This window comes from Acidovorax sp. GW458-11-26-14-TSB4 (assembly GCF_059423865.1).
The window spans coordinates 26,496-44,983 of record NZ_JBWKYR010000004.1 but is presented as its reverse complement, the minus strand read 5'-3'; the positions used below and the strand labels follow the sequence as shown (position 1 = coordinate 44,983).

General features: G+C 68.8%; 20 protein-coding genes. 7 read left to right on the top strand and 13 right to left on the bottom strand.

Going from position 1 to position 18,488, the window contains the following annotated elements:
* Positions 1–244: 244 nt before the first annotated feature.
* Complete coding sequence (locus AC07X5_RS10795; RefSeq protein ID WP_494770135.1) at positions 245–1,516, bottom strand: alpha-hydroxy acid oxidase; 1,272 nt, start codon at positions 1,514–1,516, stop codon at positions 245–247.
* Positions 1,517–1,618: 102 nt separating this feature from the next.
* On the opposite strand from AC07X5_RS10795, the gene AC07X5_RS10790 reads away from it, so the two are divergent.
* Together AC07X5_RS10790 and AC07X5_RS10785 are read left to right on the top strand one after the other, a co-directional pair.
* Entirely contained in the window at positions 1,619–2,521 is a 903-nt protein-coding gene (locus AC07X5_RS10790; RefSeq protein WP_494770134.1) for a LysR family transcriptional regulator, read from the top strand.
* A gap of 70 nt (positions 2,522–2,591) precedes the next feature.
* On the top strand, positions 2,592–3,608 hold the full coding sequence (locus AC07X5_RS10785) for a phosphotransferase enzyme family protein (RefSeq protein WP_494770133.1): 1,017 nt from the start codon (positions 2,592–2,594) through the stop codon (positions 3,606–3,608).
* 21 nt (positions 3,609–3,629) lie between these two features.
* On the opposite strand, the gene AC07X5_RS10780 is transcribed toward AC07X5_RS10785, so the two are convergent.
* The 6 genes from AC07X5_RS10780 to AC07X5_RS10755 are packed head-to-tail and all read right to left on the bottom strand — an operon-like array spanning position 3,630 to position 9,810.
* Positions 3,630–4,601, bottom strand: a complete 972-nt coding sequence (locus tag AC07X5_RS10780) for a Bug family tripartite tricarboxylate transporter substrate binding protein (protein ID WP_494770132.1) — start codon at positions 4,599–4,601, stop codon at positions 3,630–3,632.
* Between the two features lie 47 nt (positions 4,602–4,648).
* Complete coding sequence (locus AC07X5_RS10775; protein ID WP_494770131.1) at positions 4,649–5,824, bottom strand: 2-methylaconitate cis-trans isomerase PrpF family protein; 1,176 nt, start codon at positions 5,822–5,824, stop codon at positions 4,649–4,651.
* Between the two features lie 7 nt (positions 5,825–5,831).
* A complete protein-coding gene (locus AC07X5_RS10770; protein ID WP_494770130.1) occupies positions 5,832–6,830 on the bottom strand; it encodes a tripartite tricarboxylate transporter substrate binding protein in 999 nt (332 codons plus the stop codon).
* Between the two features lie 46 nt (positions 6,831–6,876).
* Positions 6,877–7,500, bottom strand: coding sequence for a 3-isopropylmalate dehydratase small subunit (gene leuD, locus AC07X5_RS10765; protein WP_494770428.1), 624 nt, complete (start codon positions 7,498–7,500; stop codon positions 6,877–6,879).
* A gap of 14 nt (positions 7,501–7,514) precedes the next feature.
* Positions 7,515–8,930, bottom strand: a complete 1,416-nt coding sequence (leuC, locus tag AC07X5_RS10760) for a 3-isopropylmalate dehydratase large subunit (protein ID WP_494770129.1) — start codon at positions 8,928–8,930, stop codon at positions 7,515–7,517.
* A 1-nt stretch (position 8,931) separates the two neighbouring features.
* Positions 8,932–9,810, bottom strand: coding sequence for an isocitrate lyase/PEP mutase family protein (locus AC07X5_RS10755; RefSeq protein ID WP_494770128.1), 879 nt, complete (start codon positions 9,808–9,810; stop codon positions 8,932–8,934).
* A 111-nt stretch (positions 9,811–9,921) separates the two neighbouring features.
* Here AC07X5_RS10755 and AC07X5_RS10750 point away from each other — a divergent pair, with 111 nt between their 5' ends.
* Positions 9,922–10,710, top strand: a complete 789-nt coding sequence (locus AC07X5_RS10750; protein WP_409954767.1) for a GntR family transcriptional regulator — start codon at positions 9,922–9,924, stop codon at positions 10,708–10,710.
* Positions 10,711–11,356: 646 nt separating this feature from the next.
* A complete protein-coding gene (locus tag AC07X5_RS10745; protein ID WP_494770127.1) occupies positions 11,357–12,310 on the top strand; it encodes a DMT family transporter in 954 nt (317 codons plus the stop codon).
* Between the two features lie 10 nt (positions 12,311–12,320).
* Here the strand turns inward: AC07X5_RS10745 and AC07X5_RS10740 are convergent, their stop codons facing one another.
* On the bottom strand, positions 12,321–13,103 hold the full coding sequence (locus AC07X5_RS10740; protein WP_494770126.1) for an AraC family transcriptional regulator: 783 nt from the start codon (positions 13,101–13,103) through the stop codon (positions 12,321–12,323).
* 84 nt (positions 13,104–13,187) lie between these two features.
* Here AC07X5_RS10740 and AC07X5_RS10735 point away from each other — a divergent pair, with 84 nt between their 5' ends.
* Positions 13,188–14,030, top strand: coding sequence for a phytanoyl-CoA dioxygenase family protein (locus tag AC07X5_RS10735; protein WP_494770125.1), 843 nt, complete (start codon positions 13,188–13,190; stop codon positions 14,028–14,030).
* 29 nt (positions 14,031–14,059) lie between these two features.
* Here AC07X5_RS10735 and AC07X5_RS10730 read toward each other — a convergent pair whose 3' ends face one another.
* From AC07X5_RS10730 to AC07X5_RS10715, 4 genes are all read right to left on the bottom strand, one after another.
* Positions 14,060–14,548 (bottom strand): hypothetical protein, encoded by a 489-nt coding sequence (locus AC07X5_RS10730; RefSeq protein WP_409960778.1) that lies wholly within the window; start codon positions 14,546–14,548, stop codon positions 14,060–14,062.
* Between the two features lie 123 nt (positions 14,549–14,671).
* Entirely contained in the window at positions 14,672–14,884 is a 213-nt protein-coding gene (locus AC07X5_RS10725) for a DUF3820 family protein (RefSeq protein WP_494770124.1), read from the bottom strand.
* 16 nt (positions 14,885–14,900) lie between these two features.
* Positions 14,901–15,293, bottom strand: a complete 393-nt coding sequence (locus tag AC07X5_RS10720) for a translation initiation factor Sui1 (protein WP_494770123.1) — start codon at positions 15,291–15,293, stop codon at positions 14,901–14,903.
* 2 nt (positions 15,294–15,295) lie between these two features.
* Complete coding sequence (locus AC07X5_RS10715; protein ID WP_494770122.1) at positions 15,296–15,787, bottom strand: DUF2721 domain-containing protein; 492 nt, start codon at positions 15,785–15,787, stop codon at positions 15,296–15,298.
* A gap of 126 nt (positions 15,788–15,913) precedes the next feature.
* Between AC07X5_RS10715 and AC07X5_RS10710 the strand changes: the two genes are divergently transcribed.
* Positions 15,914–17,221 carry a DEAD/DEAH box helicase gene (locus AC07X5_RS10710; RefSeq protein WP_494770121.1) on the top strand — a complete coding sequence of 436 codons (1,308 nt, stop codon included), beginning with the start codon at positions 15,914–15,916 and terminating at the stop codon, positions 17,219–17,221.
* A gap of 110 nt (positions 17,222–17,331) precedes the next feature.
* Here AC07X5_RS10710 and AC07X5_RS10705 read toward each other — a convergent pair whose 3' ends face one another.
* Positions 17,332–17,679 carry a DUF6172 family protein gene (locus AC07X5_RS10705; RefSeq protein WP_494770120.1) on the bottom strand — a complete coding sequence of 116 codons (348 nt, stop codon included), beginning with the start codon at positions 17,677–17,679 and terminating at the stop codon, positions 17,332–17,334.
* 186 nt (positions 17,680–17,865) lie between these two features.
* Between AC07X5_RS10705 and AC07X5_RS10700 the strand changes: the two genes are divergently transcribed.
* Entirely contained in the window at positions 17,866–18,459 is a 594-nt protein-coding gene (locus AC07X5_RS10700) for a LemA family protein (RefSeq protein WP_494770119.1), read from the top strand.
* The last annotated feature ends 29 nt before the right edge of the window (positions 18,460–18,488 follow it).

Below are 18,488 nucleotides of genomic sequence, written 5' to 3'. Positions count from 1 at the left end.
CGGTCACGCACCCCATCCTGCGACCCGCCTGGGGGAACAGGCCCCAACCCCTGACGCACGGTGTCAATGGCCTCGTCCAGCCGCCCCCGGCTGGCCAGCAGGGTGGCTTTGACGAGACATTGCTGCAGGTGCATGGGATGGCTATGCGGAGTGGGTTTGTGCTCACCACTATGGCGCAGGCGCTCAGCCATGGCCGGCGCCGTGGTGGACACGGTGGCCATGGCGAGGGTGTGGCCGTCGGCGGTCAGAGGGGGTGATTCGATCCGGCAGGCTGCAGCGCCAGCGGCCAGGGCGTGCGCCGGTCCACCAGGTGCTGCGGGCCCAGCTCGGCGCAGGAGCAGACACCCAACAGGGCCAGGTTGCGGTCCACCTCCGCGCGCAGCAGGCCGATGGCGGCGGCCACGCCGGCTTCGCCATCCACGGCGGCAGCGTAGTTGAAGGGCCGGCCCACGAACACCGCCTGCGCGCCCAGCGCCAGGGCCTTGGCCACGTCGGTGCCGCGGCGGATGCCGCCGTCCAGCATCACCACCATGGCGCCGCCCGCCTGATCGGCAATGGCGGGCAGCACGCGCAGCGGGGCCACGGCCCCGTCGAGCTGGCGGCCGCCGTGGTTGCTGACGATGATGCCATCTGCCCCATGCTGGCGCGCCAGGGCCGCGTCGTGCGGACTCAAGATGCCCTTGACCACCAGGGCGCCACGCCACTGGCGCCTTATGTGGGCGATGTGGCTCCAGTCCAGGTGCTCGCGCCCGGAAAAGTCACGCTGCACGCGCGAGGACAGGATGGGTGCGCCGCGCTCGGCGAACGAGTTCTCGAAATGCGGCATGCCATGGCGCACCAGGGTGCGCAGCAGGTTGCCCAGCAGCCAGCGCGGGCGCACCAGGCCGTCCCACGCCAGTCGTGGGCTGGGGCGCAACGGGGTGGAAAAGCCCGCGCGCAGGTTGTTCTCGCGGTTGCCGGCGACGGGGATGTCCACCGTCACCACCAGGGTCTGCACGCCCGCTGCCTCCACGCGCTGCAGCAGTCCGTCGATGCGCTCGATGGCGCCCGGCAGGTAGGCCTGGAACCAGGTACCCGGCGCAGCGGCCATCACCTCCTCCAGCCGGATCAGCGAGCTGCCGCTCTGCACCGCGGGTATGCCCGCCGCCGCGGCCGCGCGCGCCAACACCAGGTCGCCCCGGTAGGCCGACAGCGCCGTGATGCCCATGGGTGCAATGCCGAAAGGGCTGGCATAGCGCGTGCCGAACAGCGTGACCCCCTGCTCGCGCTGGGCCACGTTGCACAGCACGCGCGGCACCAGGGCCAGCTCATCGAAGGCCTGGCGGTTGTCGGCCAGGGCACGGTTGTCCTCGGCCGCGCCGGACACATAGCCAAAGATGGGGCGCGGCAGCACGCGGCGCGCTGCGGCCTCGAAGTCGTCGAGCGAGAGCAGGTCGCGCGTGCGCCCGCGGCGGCGTGCACCGTTGAAGGCTTGCCAGGCGCTGGTGGGCTCGGGGGCGGGGGAATGGGCAGGCATGGGGGGCTCCGTTCGGGTATGGAGGGCAGTATCCGGAATCCGCGAAAATCAAGAAAGCGAATTTAAGGACATTGGTTCATTCGCCAATTCGAAACAAATGCCATGACGCTCAAGCAACTCGAAGCCTTCTACTGGGCCGCCACCTGCAGCAGCTTTGCACTGGCGGCCGAGCGCGTGCACCTGTCGGTGTCATCCCTGTCCAAGCGCATCGCCGAGCTGGAGGCTTCGCTGGGCCAGACCCTGTTTGACCGCACGGGCCACCGCGCCGCGCTGACCGAGGCCGGCGCGCGCCTGCTGCCCCTTGCGGGCGCGCTGCTGCAGCAGGCCGACCAGTTGCAGCAGCAGATGGGCAGCCCCACCGCCAGCCTGCGCGGCCCCTGCCGCCTGGGTGTGGGTGAACTCACGGCCATGACCTGGCTGCCGCGCCTGGTGGCCGCCATCGCCAGCGCCCACCCCGACCTGGAGCTGAGCGTGCACGTGGACGTGGGTGCTGCGCTGGCCGAGCGCCTGGACAAGGGTGCGCTGGACGTGGCCGTGATCGCCGGCCCGGCCAGCCGAACAGCCCTCACCGCCGTGCCGATTGCACAGGCGGCCTTCACCTGGTGCGCCCGGCCCGAGGTCGCGGCCAGCGTGCGCAGCATGAACGCGGCCACCCTGCAGGCCCACCCGCTGGTGGCCCTGCCGCCGGGCTCGGGCGTCACCCAGCTCATCGACGATTGGCTGCGCCAGGCCGGCGCCCAGCCCGTGCGCCGCCTGCACTGCAACCACTGGGGCGCCATCGCCGGCCTGCTGGCGCACAGCGGCGGCATCGGCCTGCTGCCCCAGGGCTGGGCCCGGGCCCTGCAGCGGCGCGACGTGCTGCGGCAGCTCAAGAGCCCCGTGCCCCTGGGCGAGCTGGGCTATGGGCTGCACCACCGGCGCGATGACCTGCGACCGCTGGTGGGCGCGCTGCGGGTGCTTGCGGCGCGGGAAGCGGACTTTACGGTGGCGGGCAGCGTGTTCTGAAACGCGCCCTGCGCGGCTGCCCCCTGGTTTCAGGCAGAATCCCCGGCCCTCCACGCCACAGGCCCTGCCCATGACCGCTGCTGCCCCTATCGAGATCGCCCAGTCCACCCCCACGGGCGCAGGCATCGCCCGCACCGTGGAACGGCACTACGCCCTGGGCGAGGTAGCCCACTGCGAGCTGATGCGGCGCGGCTTCAACCAGGTGTATGCGCTGCGCTTTGCCGATGGCCGGCAGGCCGTGGCACGGCTGTGCGCCGACCGCCCGCGTGGCGCGCCCAACACCGCCTATGAAACGGCCATGCTCTGGCACCTCAAGGCCGCCGGTGCACCGGTGGCCGCCCCCCTGGCGACGCGCGATGGCGCGGCCGGCATCGACCTTGCGCTGCCCGAGGGACCACGTCCGCTGGTGCTGTTCGAGCACCTTCCGGGCGAATGGCCGGGCGAATCGGCGGTGGACACCGAAGCCACGGGCCGTGGCCTGGCTCTGCTGCATGCGCAGGCGCAGGGCTATGCCGGGCCACCCAGCCTGTACCAACTGGACCTGCCCGACCTGCTGCGCACCCCGCTGCAGCAACTGTGTGCGGCACCCGCCATGGACGACGGCCTGCGCGCCGCCTACTCGGCGCTGGCCGGACGCCTGGACGCGCGCATATCCCCACTGCTGCCCTCGCTCACCCGCGTGGCCTGCCATGGCGACTGCCACGGCGCCAACAATTTCATGACCGATGGGCCCAATGGCACGCGCGTGGCCTCGTTCTTCGACTTCGACGACTGCGGCCCTGGCCTGCTGGCCTATGAGCTGTGCGTCTACCTGTGGAACACCCTGCCGCGCAAGGCCGGCGGTGTGCTCGACGAGGCAGGCCTCACGCGCTGGCGCCGCTACCTCGCAGGCTACCGCAGCGTGCGCCCGCTCGCGCAGGCGGACTTCGATGCCATCGCCGCCTTCCTGGCCGTGCGCCATTTCTGGATCATGGGCGAGACCGCCGGGCGCCATGCCACCTGGGGCACGCAGACCATGCCGACAAGCCATTTGCGCAGCACGCTCAAGATCATGGAGTACTGGGAATCCGTCACGACACCGGAGTGAGCCGCTGCGCCGCCCCGCCGGTCAGTCGATCTGCACCCCGGAATCCGTCACCGCCTGCCCCCACTTCTTCACCTCGCCTTGCAGGAATCGGCCGAAGTCCGCAGGCGCAGCGGAGATCGCCAAATCCCCCCCGGTGGCGCGGATGGACTCCTGGATCTCGGGGGTGGCCGCGGCGCGGCGAATGGCGGCGTGCAGGGCATCCACCACGGCCGGCGGCGTGCCGGCCGGGGCCAGGAAGCCTACCCAGGAACTGATGTCGAAGCCCTTGAGTCCCTGCTCGTCCACCGTGCCTACGTTGGGCACCTGGCTGTTGCGCTGCAGGCCCGAGACGGCCAGGGCCTTGAGCTTGCCCGACTTGACCTGGGGCAGCGTGGAGGCCATGGCGTCGAACATGATGGGCACCTGCCCGCCCATCACATCGTTGAGCGCAGCGGGCGAGCCCTTGTAGGGAATGTGGTTGAGCTGCAGGCCGGCCTGCTTTTCCAGCACCACCATGGCCAGGTGGGCGGTGATGCCGTTGCCGCCCGAGGCGAAGTCCACCTTGCCCGGGCGGGCCTTGGCATACGCCACCAGCTCGGGCAAGTTATTGGCCGGGAAGGACGGCGTGGCCACCAGCAGCAGCGCCCCCGTGCTCACCTGCGTGATGGGCGCGAAGTCCTTGAGCGTGTCGTAGGGCAGCTTCTTGTACAGCGTGGGGTTCACGGCCATCTGGCCCAGGGTGCCGAGCAGGATGGTGCTGCCATCGGGCGTGCTCTTCTTCACCTCTTGCGCGCCCAGGCTGCCGTTGGCGCCGGGGCGGTTGTCCACGATGACGGGCTGGCCGATCTCCTTGCCCAGTGCGGCGGCGAAGTTGCGGGCCACGATATCGACCGTCTGCCCCGCCGGGTAGCCGACGACGATGCGCAGCGGCTTGGCGGGAAGCGGTCCCTGGGCCTGCGCGGTCGAGAAGAAAGCCAGCGCGAATGCGGCGCCGAGTGCGAGCTTGGATTTCATGGTGTCTTGTCTCCGGTATTCAGTCGTCGTTGTTCGTTGCGGGCGGTTCACTCGACAGGCACATAGACGGTGCCAGCCATCAGCCGCCGAGCGGTGCGGGTGAGGCCCAGGGCCTCGAAAGCGGTCTGCGCGGGTGTGGCACCGGCCCGCGCCACCACCTTGACCTCCATCACCCCCAGCGGGTGGCCGATGCGCAGAGTCGAGGTGCCGGCAGCCCGCTCGCCGATGGCCTGGTGCACCAGCGTGCCGGGGATGCGCGAGGCGGCGGCCGTGCACATCGACCCCGTGCCCGCCATGCTGTCATGGCACTGGCCCAGGAACACCAGGCGCGCGCGCAGGTCGCAGTCGCTGGCCGCCACCGCGGCCTGGTTCACATCCACATAGTCCGCGGGCGGCGCCACGATCACGGCCAGCGGCAGTCCAGGCAGGTGCATCTGGTCCCAGGATTTGTACAGGCCGATCTGCGCACCCGCCCTGCCCTGGATCTCGCCGATGGTTTCGATCAGCGCGCGGTCGGCCGAGATGGCGGGCGGCAGCTCGCTGCCGGTCAGGCCCAGCGAGGCAGCGGCGATGAACACGCAGGGCGTGGCCGCATCGACCACGGACACGTCGATGCACCGGCCGTCCCGCAACGTGAGCGTGTCCACCACGCTACCCGTGGGCAGCAGCTGGCCGGTCTTGGCGCCGATGGTGTCGGTGTAGTCCATCAAGATCTCGGCACCCGTGCCGGGCACGCCGGCAATGGCGCAGTCGCCCAGCACACGCGCCTTGCCGCCTTGCACCTGCACGCGGGACACGAGCAGGGTGCCGGTGTTGGTGTTGTGGATGCGCACGGTGGTCACAGGCTGGGTCACGGTGACCAGGCCCTCGTCGATGGCAAACGGCGCCACGGCCGAGGAGATGTTGCCGCAGTTGGCGTCGTAGCCCACGAGGTCGCGGTCCACGTCCACCTGGGCGAAGGTGTAGTCCACGTCGGCATCGGCACGCTCGGAGCGGCGGATGATGGCCACCTTGGACGTGACCAGGCGGGAGCCGCCCAGGCCGTCGATCTGCAGCACGTCGGGCGTGCCCATGGCGCGCTTGAGCAGGCGATCGCGCGCGGGGCCGGGCGGGGGTACGTCGGCCTCGTGGAAGAACAGGGCCTTGCTGGTGCCGCCGCGCATCAGCACGCAGCGCACCTCGGTCTGCTCGGCACGGCCATCGTCGGAATGGATATGGGACATGGTGCGTTCACTCCAGGGGGTAGCGCTTGACGAGGGCGCCCAGGCGCTCGCTCTCGTGCTGCACCTGCGCAGCGAATTCGGCGGGGCTGTTGACCACCGGCTCGGCACCGGCGGCGGCAATGGTCTTTTGCACGTCGGTATCCTTCACCGCCTCGCGCAGCGCGGCGACGATGCCCTGCGTGGCGGCCGCAGGCGTGTCCTTGGGCGCGAACAGGCCGAACCAGGTGACGGACTGGAACTGCGGGAAGCCTGCCTCTGCCGTGGTGGGCACATCGGGCAGCGCGGCTGCGCGCTTCGTGCCCTGCGTGGCCAGGATGCGCAGCGTGCCGGCCTTGTGGTGCGGCAGCGCGGCGGTGATGCCGGTGAACGAGAAATTGACGTTGTTGGCGATCATGTCGGTGACGATGGCGCCCGTGCCGCGGTAGTTGACGGTGATGAGGTTGGCAATGCCCGCCTCGTCGGCCAGCTGCTTGCCGCTGATGCGCGCCAGGCTCTCGCCGCTGGCCAGCGAGCAGGGCGTGGCAACCGCCTTGCAGTGCTGGAACAGCTCGGCCAGCGTCTTCACCGGCAGCTTGGCGCTGGCCACGATAGCGGCAGGCGACTGCGAGACCGCCGTCACCGGCGTAAGCCGCGCCAGCGGGTCGATGCCCTTGAGCCCCGGCATGTATTTGGTGAGCACGATGGCCGGTACCTGCAGCAGCAGGGTGTGGCCATCGGCCTTGGCCTCCATCACGCGGCGCGAGCCGATGAGGCCGTCGGCCCCGGGCATGTTCTCCACCACCACGGGCTGGCCCCAGAGCACGCCGAGCTGTTTGGCCACGGCGCGCGCCGTGGCGTCGGTGCCGCCGCCTGCGGCGTAGGGCACGACCAGGGTGACGGGGTGGGTGGGCTTCCATACCACCTGCTGCGCCTGGGCATGGGCGCCGGGGGCCAGCGCGGCGGCAGCTGCGGCCAGCGCCGCGGAGGCAGCGCGCCAGGGCGGCCTGAAGAAGGTCGAAGGGGTCATGCTGTCTTGTCTCACTTTGTCGTTTTAGGGAATTGCTTGTGCGCACTCAGGCCGCGTGTTCCGCGGGCCAGGCCCATGGCCGCCGCTGCCGGTCGGCCGCCTGCCAGGCGCAGATCAAGGTGTCGTCCTTCAGGGTCAGGCCGATGTCGTCCAGGCCGTGCAGCAGGCCCTCACGCCGCAGGGGATCGATGGCGAAGGGCGCCACGCTGCCGTCGGGTGCTGCCAGCGTGCACTGCGTGAGGTCCACCGTCATCGCGTCGCCGTTGGCGCATTGCCGGGCCAGCGCCTCGATGGCGTCGGGCGCCAGGCGAATCGGCAGCATGCCGTTCTGGAAGCAGTTGTTGAAGAAGATGTCGCCAAAGCTGGGCGCGATGACGCAGCGCACCCCCATGCCCTGCAGCGCCCAGACCGCACCCTCGCGCGAGGAGCCGCAGCCGAAGTTTTCTCCCGCCAGCAGAATCGGCGCGCCGCGGAAGGCCGGCTGGTTGAAGACGAAGCTGGGGTCGTCGCTGCCGTCCTCGCGGTAGCGCAGCGCCTCCATCGCATAGGGGCCCAATCGGCTGCGGTCGCCGATGGTAGTGAGCCGCTCGATGCGGATGATCACGTCGGTGTCCACATTGGCGCGCGGCAGCCAGGCGGCCGGGCCGGTGAGCGTGGTGAAGGGCTGCATGCCGGTGCTGATGCTCATGGTGCGGTCTCCAGCAGCAGGTGGGCAGGGTCGGTGATGGCGCCCGCAATGGCCGCTGCCGCCGCCATGGCCGGGCTGGCCAGGTGGGTGCGCGCCCCCGGCCCCTGGCGGCCCACGAAGTTGCGATTGGAGGTGGAGACCGAGCGCTGCTGCGGCGGCACCTGCTCGCCATTGGCGGCCACGCACATGCTGCAGCCCGGCTCGCGCCAGGCAAAGCCCGCCGCCTCAAACAGCGTGTGCAGGCCTTCGGCCTCGGCCGCGCGCTTGACGTTCTCGGACCCGGGCACCACCCAGGCCGTGACGCCGGCTGCCACATGCCGGCCGCGCGCCACCTCGGCCGCGGCACGCAGATCCGACAGGCGCGAGTTGGCGCAGGAGCCGATGAACACCCAGTCCACCGGCGTGCCGGCAATCGCCTGCCCTGCGGCCAGGCCCATGTAGTCGAGCGCGGCGGCCAGGGTGTCACGCTCGGCCTCTTGCTCTGCGGCCTGCGGGTCGGGCACTTGGCCGTCGATGGCGATGGCATGCTCGGGGCTGGTGCCCCAGGTGATGGTGGGGCGCACGGTGGCGGCGTCGATCAGCACTTCGCAGTCGAACAGGGCACCGGTATCGCTGGGCAGCGTGCGCCAGTGGGCTACGGCAGCGTCAAAGGCCGCGCCCTGCGGCGCAAAGGCCCTGCCGCGCAGGAAGTCGAAAGTGCGCTCATCGGGCGCCACCATGCCAAAGCGCGCGCCCAGCTCCACCGACAGGTTGCACAGCGTGAGGCGGCCTTCCACGTCCATGGCCTCGATGGCCTCGCCCGCAAATTCGACGGCATGGCCCACGCCCGCCGCCGCGCCGAGCAGGCCGATGGTGTGCAGCGCCAGGTCCTTGGCGGTGACGCCGGGGCGCAGGCGCCCTTCGCAGCGCACGCGCATCTGTTTGGGCTTTTGCTGGCGCAGCGTCTGCGTGGCCAGTGCGTGCGTGCTCTCCGACGAGCCCACGCCGAAGGCCATGGCCCCCAGGCCGCCATTGGTGCAGGTGTGGCTGTCGCCGCAGATCACCGTGAGGCCGGGCAGCACGATGCCCAACTCGGGCCCCATCACGTGCACGATGCCCTGCCCGGGCTGGCCCAGGTCGAACAGGCGCACACCCATGGCAGCGCTCTGCGCCTTGAGCGCCCCGTGCAGCCGCCCGCCCAGCGGGAAGGTGGTGGCCACACGGCCGGGCAGGCTCGACACGGCGTGGTCGGGCGTGGCGAACACCAGCTCCCGGTCGTGCAGCGGCAGGCCGCGCGCGGCCACCTCGGCCAGCGCGGGCGGGCCCGAGAGGTCGTGCAGCAGGTGGCGGTCGATGTGCAGCAGCGCCCAGCCATCGCCGAGCTCGCGCACCACGTGCGCGTCCCACACCTTGTCGAACAATGTGCGTGCCATGTCAGCTTCCCATGGTGGCGCCGGCATTGAAGCGCGTGCGCAGGGCGTCCCACTCGTCTGCGCCAAAGCGCCGGAAGGTCTGCGCCACGCTGGCCGTGACGGCGGGCGGCAGGTGTGTGGCCTTGAGCTCGGCCAGCGCGGCATCGCCCGCCTCGATGGCGGCCTTGAGCATCAGCCCGGGCAGGATGGCGAGCTTGTAGCCCATGGCCTCGGCTTCGCGCAGGTCGATGTTGGGTGTGCGCCCACCGGGCACCACGTTGAGCAGGCAAGGCCCGTTCACGCGCCGGGGCACGGCGGCCATTTCCTCCAAGCTCTGCGTGGCCTCGACAAAGGCCATGTCGGCGCCGGCCTCCAGCGCCGCATTGGCGCGCCACAGAGCTTCTTCAAAGCCCAGCATGGCGCGCGCATCGGTGCGGGCGATGAGCACGAACTCCGGCGTGCGCCGCGCCTGCACGGCCGCTCGGATCTTGGAGACGAAGTCCTCGCGCGAGACAACCTCCTTGCCATCCAGGTGGCCGCAGCGCTTGGGCGCCACCTGGTCCTCGATGTGGATGGCGGCCACTCCGCGCGCCTCGAACTCGCGCACGGTGCGCGTCACGTTGAGCTCGTTGCCGTAGCCGGTGTCGGCATCGGCGATCAGCGGCACGCCGATGGCGCGCGCCATGACGGCGGCGTTGTCCACCATCTCGCCCATGTTGAGCAGGCCGAAGTCGGGGTAGCCGCGTGCGGCCGAAGTGCCGGCGCCGGTCATGTAGACGGCGCTGAAGCCGGCCTGCTCGATCAGCCGCGCACCGATGCCGTCATAGGCGCCGGGGGCGATGACCATGCCGGGGGCGGCCAGCTGTTGCCGCAGGGTGGGAACGGGAGTGCCCATCGTCATCGTGTTGTCTCCAGGGTGTAGTGGTCTTGCGCGTTGGGCACTGCGTCGTCGCAAGTTGTATTCAGTATAGTACAACATAACAACAAGTCAACCCGCTATGCTCGGGGCACCATGAATTCACCGACTCCCGCTTTCGCCACCGCCAAGGGCACCTCCCTGCACCGCCAGCTGTTCCTGGTGCTGCGCGACCAGATCTCGCAAGGCCTGTTCGCCGACGGCGCGCTGCCCGGCGAGGAGGCGCTGTGCGAGCGCTTCGGCGTGTCGCGCGTGACGGTGCGGCGCGCGCTGGCTGATTTGGCGGCGCAGGGCCTGGTGGAGCGGCGGCATGGCAAGGGCACCTTCGTGGCGCCCAACCTGCCGCTGCCGCGCCGCGTGCCCAGCCTGAGCGTGATCGACAGCCTGCGCAAGACCGCGCAGGAGACCGAGGTGCAGGTGCTGGAGGTGACCCAGGCCGAGCCCCCGCGCGATGTGGCCTCGCTGCTGCTGCTGCCCCCCGGGGCCAAGGCCATGCACGCGCTGCGCCTGCGCAGCCACATCGGCGGCGCGCCCGCGCTGCTCACGGACGCCTGGGTGCCGCAGGACATCGGCCAGCGCGCCACGGCGGCGGCCCTGAAGAAGAAGGCGCTCTACGAGATCCTGATGGCCCAGGGCGTGCAGTTCGGCCGCGTGGTGCAGGAGATCAGCGCCGTGGTGGCCGACCCGCAGCGCGCGGGGCTGCTGAAGACCGAGGTGGGGGGGCCGATGTTGCGGTTGGTAAGGTTGCTGCACGACATGGATGAGCGGCCGGTGATGTACCTCACTGCCTATATGCCGGCAGAGCGGAGCCGGATACTTATGGAGATACCGGGGGCTACTGTCAATACCTTGACGGCGGGGCAGATCGTGCATGACGTGCCTTGATTCCTTTGTCCTCGACGCGAGTGGTTACTACATGCCTTGATGGAGGGCGGGAGCCGGTTTATGCGCCCGGCGAGGCTGCTGTTTTGATGACGTGCCTCTGCCGAGGACGGGAGCCGGGTCTCGGCCCGGCGGCCGAGGTACCTTTCTTTGCGTCGCCAAAGAAACGTACCCCAAAGAAAGGCGACCCCGCTGCCCGTGTCCCCCTCGCCGCAGGCGAGGGGGCAGCCTGGGGGTCGCCTTTTCTTGGCCCACCTTCTTTTGGCGACGCGAAAGAAGGTGGGTGCGCCGCCGGGCGCACATCCCGGCTCCCGCCCTCGGCAAAAGAGCAGAATCCCCCAAGGCCAACAAGCCAAAAACCAAGCCCCCCCACCAGCCATCCAGAAAAAAAAAGCCCGCACAAAGGCGGGCAACTTGCTTTCACAAGGGAGGTATCGACTACGGGTGGGTCGACAGAAAAATAATAGCCCGCCCCCTCCAAAAAAGCATGTGAAGTAGTTCACGCTTCACCCATTTGCGATTGATGAACGAACCCCTCCCATTGGTGACCAAATAGCATCAATGCCCAGGCCAATCTGGCGCCCAATCACAGGTTCAGACGGCCCCAGACAATGCCAGCAACAAGACAAAACAAAACAGGCGCCCCTAAATGACCACCACCACAACCCCCCAGGCCCCACAACAGACAACCAGCAACACCCGCGCCTGGGTGGTCGATCTGGTCCTCCTGGCCGCGCTGTGGGGCGCATCCTTCCTCTTCATGCGCATGGGCGCCGCCGAGTTCGGGGCCCTGCCCACAGCGGCGGCGCGGGTCAGCATCGGCGCGGCCTTTCTGTTCCCGCTGATGATGCTGCGCGGCCAAGGCCCGGCCCTGGTGCAGCACTGGCGCGCCAGCATGGCCCTCGGGGTGTTCAACTCCGGCCTGCCGTTCGCCCTGTTCAGCTTTGCGCTGCTCACCATCAACAGCAGCCTGGCCGCAGTGCTCAACGCCACGGCGCCGATGTTCGGGGCCCTGGTGGCGTGGGTCTGGTTCCGCGAGCGGCCCAGCGGCTGGCGCCTGGTGGGGCTGGCCATCGGCTTCATCGGCGTGGTCATGCTGGCCAGCGGCAGTGCCGGGCTGCGCGACGGCGATGGCGCGGGCGGCAACCACAACGCAGCGCTCTGGGCCATCGGCGCCTGCCTGCTGGCCTGCTTGTGCTACGGGATTGCGGCGAGTGCGACGCGCCGCTACCTGACCGGTGTACCGCCCCTGGCCACGGCCACCGGTAGCCAGATCGGAGCGGCCCTGCTGCTCATCGTGCCGGCCGTCCTGTACTGGCCCCAGCACATGCCCTCGCTGCGGGCCTGGCTGGCCATTGCGGCGCTGGGCGTGCTGTGCACGGGCGTGGCGTACTTCCTGTTCTTCCGGCTGATCGAGCGCGCAGGCCCGGCGCGGGCGCTCACCGTCACCTTCTTGCTGCCGGTGTTCGCAACCTTCTATGGGGTTGTCTTTCTGGACGAGCGCATCACGCAGTGGATGCTGGTCTGCGCGGCCGTCATCGTCTGCGGCGTGGGGCTGTCCACGGGCTTCATTGCGCCGAAGAAGCGCGCTGCAAAGACCTGACTGAGTTCCATCAGCCGGCCTTGCTCCGCAGGTACGCCTGCGGCGTCACGCCCAGCTGCTTGTGGAACATGGCGATGAAGGCCGAGGGCGCGCTGTAGCCCAGCTCCAGCGCCACGTCCTTGACCGCACGGCCGGCCTCCAGCAGCGCGATGCCGCGCACCACTTTCAGGCGCTGGCGCCATTCGCCCAGGGACATGTGCAGGTCGCGCTCGCAGCGCCGCGCCAGGGTGCGCTCGGTGGTGTGCACGGTGGCGGCCCATTCGGCCAGCGGGCGGTTGTCCCAGGGGCTGGCCTGCAGGGCGTCGAGCACCCTGCTCAGCAGCGGGTCCTGCGAGGTCGGCAAATAGCTGTCATGGCCGGGCGCCACGCGCAGTTCGTCCAGCAGCACCTCGAACAGGCGCTGCTCGGGCGGGCTGTGCGGGGCCTCGATGCCACGCTCGCGCAGCGTCTCCAGCACGGCCTGTATCAGCGGGCTGATGACCATGGTGCAGGCCTGCGCCGGCAGCGCCGCGCACAAGGGCTCGGGTACGTAGACCGTGGCATAGCTCGCCGCATGGCGGTTGCGGGAGGCATGCTCCAGGTGCGGCGGTATCCACACACCGTATTGGGGCGGCGCCAGAAACACCTGGCCGCCCATGCCCACCTCGATCACGCCCGACAGCGCATGCACGAACTGCCCTGCGGCATGGCTGTCGGCCGGGTCGGCACCGCCGGGCTGCAGGTGCACCACCTTGAACAGCAGCATGGCGGTCTGTGCGGAGGGCTTGCGCCGGTGCATCTTGTCTGGCTCCATTGATCGCTTGTCCGAACAGGCATATTTCATCGAATCACGTCAATTTAAACTGATACCGCCCGCACCACCCAGGAGACACACGCCATGCCCACCAACCACCCCGGCGAATTCAACCCCCAGTCCCCCGCCCGCGCCATGGCCGAGAAGTTCGCGCGCGATGGCGTGGTCTGCCTGCGCGGCGTGCTGCGCCCGGCCGAAGTCGAGCGGCTGCGCGAGGGCATCGACGCCAACCTGGCCGCGCCCAGCCCGCGCGCCAAGGTGGCCAGCCGCCCCGACGACCCGGGCTTCTTCATCGAGGACTTCTGCAACTGGCAGGAGATACCGGCGTACTGGGACGTGATCTCGCAATCGGCCCTGCCCGAAATCGCGGCCAAGCTCACGGGCAGCCGCCAGATACGCCTGTACCACGACCACATGCTCACCAAGGAGTCGGGCACGCGCCAGCGCACGCCCTGGCACCAGGACCAGCCCTACTACAACATCGAAGGCAGCCAGAACGTGAGCTTCTGGATCCCCGTCGATCCGGTCTCGCGCGCCGCCACGCTGGAGCTGGTGGCCGGCTCGCACCGCGGCCCCTGGCTGATGCCGCGCACCTTCATGACCAACGAGGCGAAATGGTTCCCCGAGGGCGCCCTGGCCGACCTGCCCGACATCGAGGCCGACCGCACGGCCTACGACATCCGCGGCTGGGCCGTGGAGCCGGGGGACGCCATCGCCTTCAACATGCTGACCCTGCACGCCTCGGCGGGCCTGGAGCCCGGCCGCCGGCGCCGCGTGTTCTCGGTGCGCATGATCGGCGACGACGTCACGCACGCGCCGCGGCGCTGGAAGACCTCACCGGATTTTCCGGGGCTGGTGGACGAGTTGCCGGCGGGGGCGCCGATGGAGCATGCTTTGTTTCCGGTGCTGTGGCGTGCGGGCGCGTGAGAAAAAGCGGCCTGGGCTTGCGCAGCCATTCAAGCCTCCGGCACGTAGAACAACCGGTCTGCATGATCGACAAAGTAGGCGGCCAGGTATTCCAGCCTGTCTAGGTCAATGGAAAACCCATGGCTGAACTCGTCATAAGCCTGTGACGTTGACTCGAACGACCCCGAAGTCCCCAGCCAAGCTTGGTACGCAGCCTTCAGTGCAGCCGCCTCACCAGCCAGGCCCACCTCGCAGTAGCTCTCCAGAATGCGATCCATCGCATCATGGCGATTGTCAAAAGCAGACCATCCGCTGCGTTGGCATTGCGCTTCCCAATCAAAGAGATACGCGACCTGCGCGTAGGCGCGGGGCAAAGACTCTTCTGGTATGTCCGAATAGAACAAGAGGCTGCCGAACACCATGAAAGCATCGATCCAGCCACGATGGTTCTCCGCCTTCCAGAATTCAATCGGATAATCTTTGGGCAGATGCTTTCGGCTGACAGTCTCTTCCAGCAGCGGTATGACGACAAACGGCAATCGCATTCTTCTTCCCCCTTTTTATTGATGAACCGAACGCATGGAGTGCACCTGAGTCCGGTCCATGCATCCTACCCAAAAGCGGCGCCAACGGACGCCACCCACAGTTCGAAATGAGGGAACTCACCTCCCCCTGAGCGGCCTCAGCAGATCCGACAGCCCGTTGTGGTCGATCTCATGCATCAGCGCCAGCAACTGCCCCAGCTGCCCCTTGGGGAATCCCTCGCGCGCAAACCAGTTGAGGTAGTTGCCGGGCAGGTCGGCGATCAGCGTGCCCTTGTGCTTGCCGTAGGGCATCTCCATCGTCACCAGTTTCTGTAGTTTCTCCGCGTCCATGGCAAGGCTTTCTTTTTCAGCCGCCCGCGCGCTTGACCTTGTGGCCGAGCTTTTGCAGCGCGGCCATCACGCGGTCCACATGGTCGCCCTGGACCTCGATCACGCCGTCCTTTACCGTGCCGCCACTGCCGCAGGCGGCCTTGAGCTGCTTGCCCAGTTGGTCCAGCGCGGCGGCATCGGCCAGCACGCCCTTGACCAGGGTGACGGCCTTGCCGCCGCGGCCCTTGGTTTCGCGCGAGACGCGCACGATGCCGTCGCCTGCGGGCACGGCCGCCTTGGCCAGTTCCTTGCAGGCGCACTGGGCGATGGGCTGGCGGCAGTCGGGGCACATGCGGCCCGCATCGGTGGAGTAGACCAGACCGCCCAGGCTGGCGAGGTCGGCCAGGGATTTCTTGGGAGCGGGGGCCATGCTTATTGCTGCTCCCGGGGCTTGTCGGCAGGGTTGGCGCCGAGCTCGTTTTGCAGCATGTGGAAGTTGAGCAGGCGCGTGGCCATCACGGTTTCGGCGAGAAAGCACACCAGCGCGAGCAGAAAGGACACCACGCCCGCCAGGAAGCCGGCGATGGCCAGGCGGTTGGCCTGGTAGTCCAGCGTTTCGCCCAGGAACAGCAGGATGATGGTGATGCCGATGAGAAAGGCGCAGAAGGTCAGCAGCGCAATGCAGCCATTGGCCAGCCGGCCGCGCAGGCGCAGCTCACCCAGCTCGACGTAGGCGCGGGCGGTGTACTCGGGGTCGTTGTTGGCGCGGGCGCGGTCTTCCACCACGCGGGCGCGGTCGATGATGCGGGCCAGCCGGCCGGCCACGGCGCCGATCATGCCGGAGACGGCGGTGAGCAGGAAAACGGGCGCCACCGCCAATTGAATGCCGTGGGTGATGGCGGAAGGGTCGGTCGGAATGGCCATGGACTGGGACAGCGTGGGATTATGCCGTCCGATTATCTATGCGCACGGCCCATGCCAAGTGCAGGACAATCGGGGGATTGTCCCAATCCATTCTGCGCTCGTGCCCATGGCACCGGCGCCCAGCCCATGCCTTTTGCCGCCCTCGGTCTCTCCCCTGCCCTTGCCCATGCCGCCCAGGCCGCAGGCTTCACGGCGCCCACGCCCATCCAGACCGAGGCGATCCCCCCGATTCTGGACGGCAGGGACCTGCTGGGCATCGCGCAGACCGGCTCGGGAAAGACGGCGGCGTTCGGCCTGCCCCTGCTGCAGCTGGTGCAGATGGGCGCCACCGGCCAGTCGACCCGCCCGATCCAGGCCCTGGTGCTGGTGCCCACGCGCGAGCTGGCGGCCCAGGTGGGCGAGGTGCTGCGCGACCTGGCGCGCCACCTGGTGCAGCAGCCGCCCAAGGTGGCGGTGGTGTTCGGCGGTGTCTCCATCAACCCGCAGCTCATGGCGCTGCGCGGCGGGGCCGACGTCATCGTGGCCACCCCAGGCCGCCTGCTCGACCTGGTGGAGCACAACGCCGTGCGCCTGGGCCAGGTGGCCCACCTGGTGCTGGACGAGGCCGACCGCCTGCTCGACCTGGGCTTTGCCGAGGAACTGCAGCGCGTGCTGGCCCTGCTGCCGGCCAAGCGGCAGAACCTGTTCTTTTCGGCCACCTTCCCCACGGCCGTGCAGGCCCTGGCCGACGGCCTGCTGCGCCAGCCGGTGCGCGTGGAGATCGCCGCCACGCCGGAACACACGCCCGACATCGCGCAGCGCGCCATTGCGGTGGACGACAAGCGCCGCACCCAGTTGCTGCGCCATCTGGTGAAAGAGCATGCATGGTCGCGCGTGCTGGTCTTCGTGGCCACGCAGTACGCGGCCGAGCACGTGGCCGAAAAGCTGTACAAGGCCGGCATCTACGCCAGCCCTTTCCACGGCGGACTGAGCCAGGGCGCGCGCAAGCAGGTGCTGCAGGAGTTCAAGGACGAGCGCTGGCAGGTGGTGGTGACCACCGACCTGGCCGCGCGAGGCATCGACATCGCGCAGCTGCCCGCCGTGGTCAACTACGACCTGCCGCGCTCGGCCGATGACTATGTTCACCGTATCGGCCGCACCGGCCGTGCGGGCGAGAGCGGCGTGGCAGTGAGCTTCGTGATGCCTGAAGCGACCGCACATTTCAGGCTGATCGAAAAGCGCCAGGGCCTGGCCCTGCCGCTGGAGGTGATCGCCGGCTTCGAGCCCACCGAGGTGGCGCCGCCTGCCACGCCTGCAGCCCCGGGCACGGGCGGCATCAAGGGCCGCCGCCCGAGCAAGAAGGACAAGCTGCGTGCCGCGGCGGCAGTTGCCGAGGCCGAAGCAGCCGCCGAAGCCGCGCGCCCCCGGGGCAAGAAGCCGCCCAAACCCGAATAACTGCCGCCTGCGGCCACAAAAAAACCGGCTGCCCCGTGAAGGGCAAGCCGGCTGGCGTGCAGAAGGCAACAAGGGCGCCCCGAGGGAACGGCCCAGCAGCCCGGGGTTCTTCAGTCTTCGCTGTCGTCGTCTTCAGCGCCCATGCCGTCGTTGGCATCGTCGCGCTCGCCTGCAGGCCGCGCGGTGCGCTTGCCCGGCTTGGCCAGGATCTCGACGTAGAACTGCTTGCCGCCCTCGGCCACCACGCCGTTGATCAGCCCGGTGAGGGCCGACAGATGCACCGCCGTAGCCGCTTCCTTGGTGGCGCCGAACTGGCAATCGAAGTCCCAGAAGTCAGCGCCTGCGGGGATTTCGCGGCGCCGTTCGCGCTTGATGTACTTGCGGATGTCGTGCTTGACGGCTTCCAGAACGCGGTCTGGATTCTTGCCTTCGACATGGAGTTGAAAAGTTTTTCTCATGGGCGATGGTACCTCCTGCCGCCCAGGCGGACAGATCGGGTAACCATCCATGTTGGCATACATGCCTGCCGTGGCGCAATTCCCTTGCGGATTTCAGCTATCGGCCCTGGCGCAAAACCCGCTCTATAAGATGGACAGCAACAAAGGCCTTGAACAGGCCGCAATTCATAACAACGGAGGTGCACTATGTCTACTGGAGGCTGGATTCTTTCTGCGGTGCTGGTGGTCGCGCTGGTATGGGCCATCGCGATCTACAACCGCCTCGTGCAATTGCGCAACCGCATTGCCAACGCGTTCGCACAGATCGATGTGCAGCTCAAAAGGCGCCATGACCTGATCCCCAACCTGGTGGAGGTGGCGCGCGGCTACATGGCGCACGAGGCATCCACGCTCGAAGCCGTGGTCAAGGCGCGCGGCAATGCGCAAAGCGCTGCCAGCGCCGCCCGTGCAGCCCCCGCCAGCGCCAATGCCCTGGGTGCGCTGGCCGCGGCCGAGGGCGTGCTTGGCGGCAGCCTGGGCCGGCTGATGGCCCTGGCCGAGGCCTACCCCGAGCTCAAGGCCGACACGACCATGAAGTCGCTGAGCGAGGAGCTCACCAGCACCGAAAACCGCCTCGGGTTCGCACGCCAGGCCTACAACGACCAGGTGCTGGAGTTCAACGACCTGGCCCAGCAGTTCCCCGACCTGATCGTGGCACGGCTGCTGGGCTTCGTAAGCTCGCCCATGCTCGAATCGACCCAAAGCGCGGAAGAACGCGCCACACCCAAAGTCCAGTTCTGATCCGTCCACGCCAACGCGAGGACTGATCC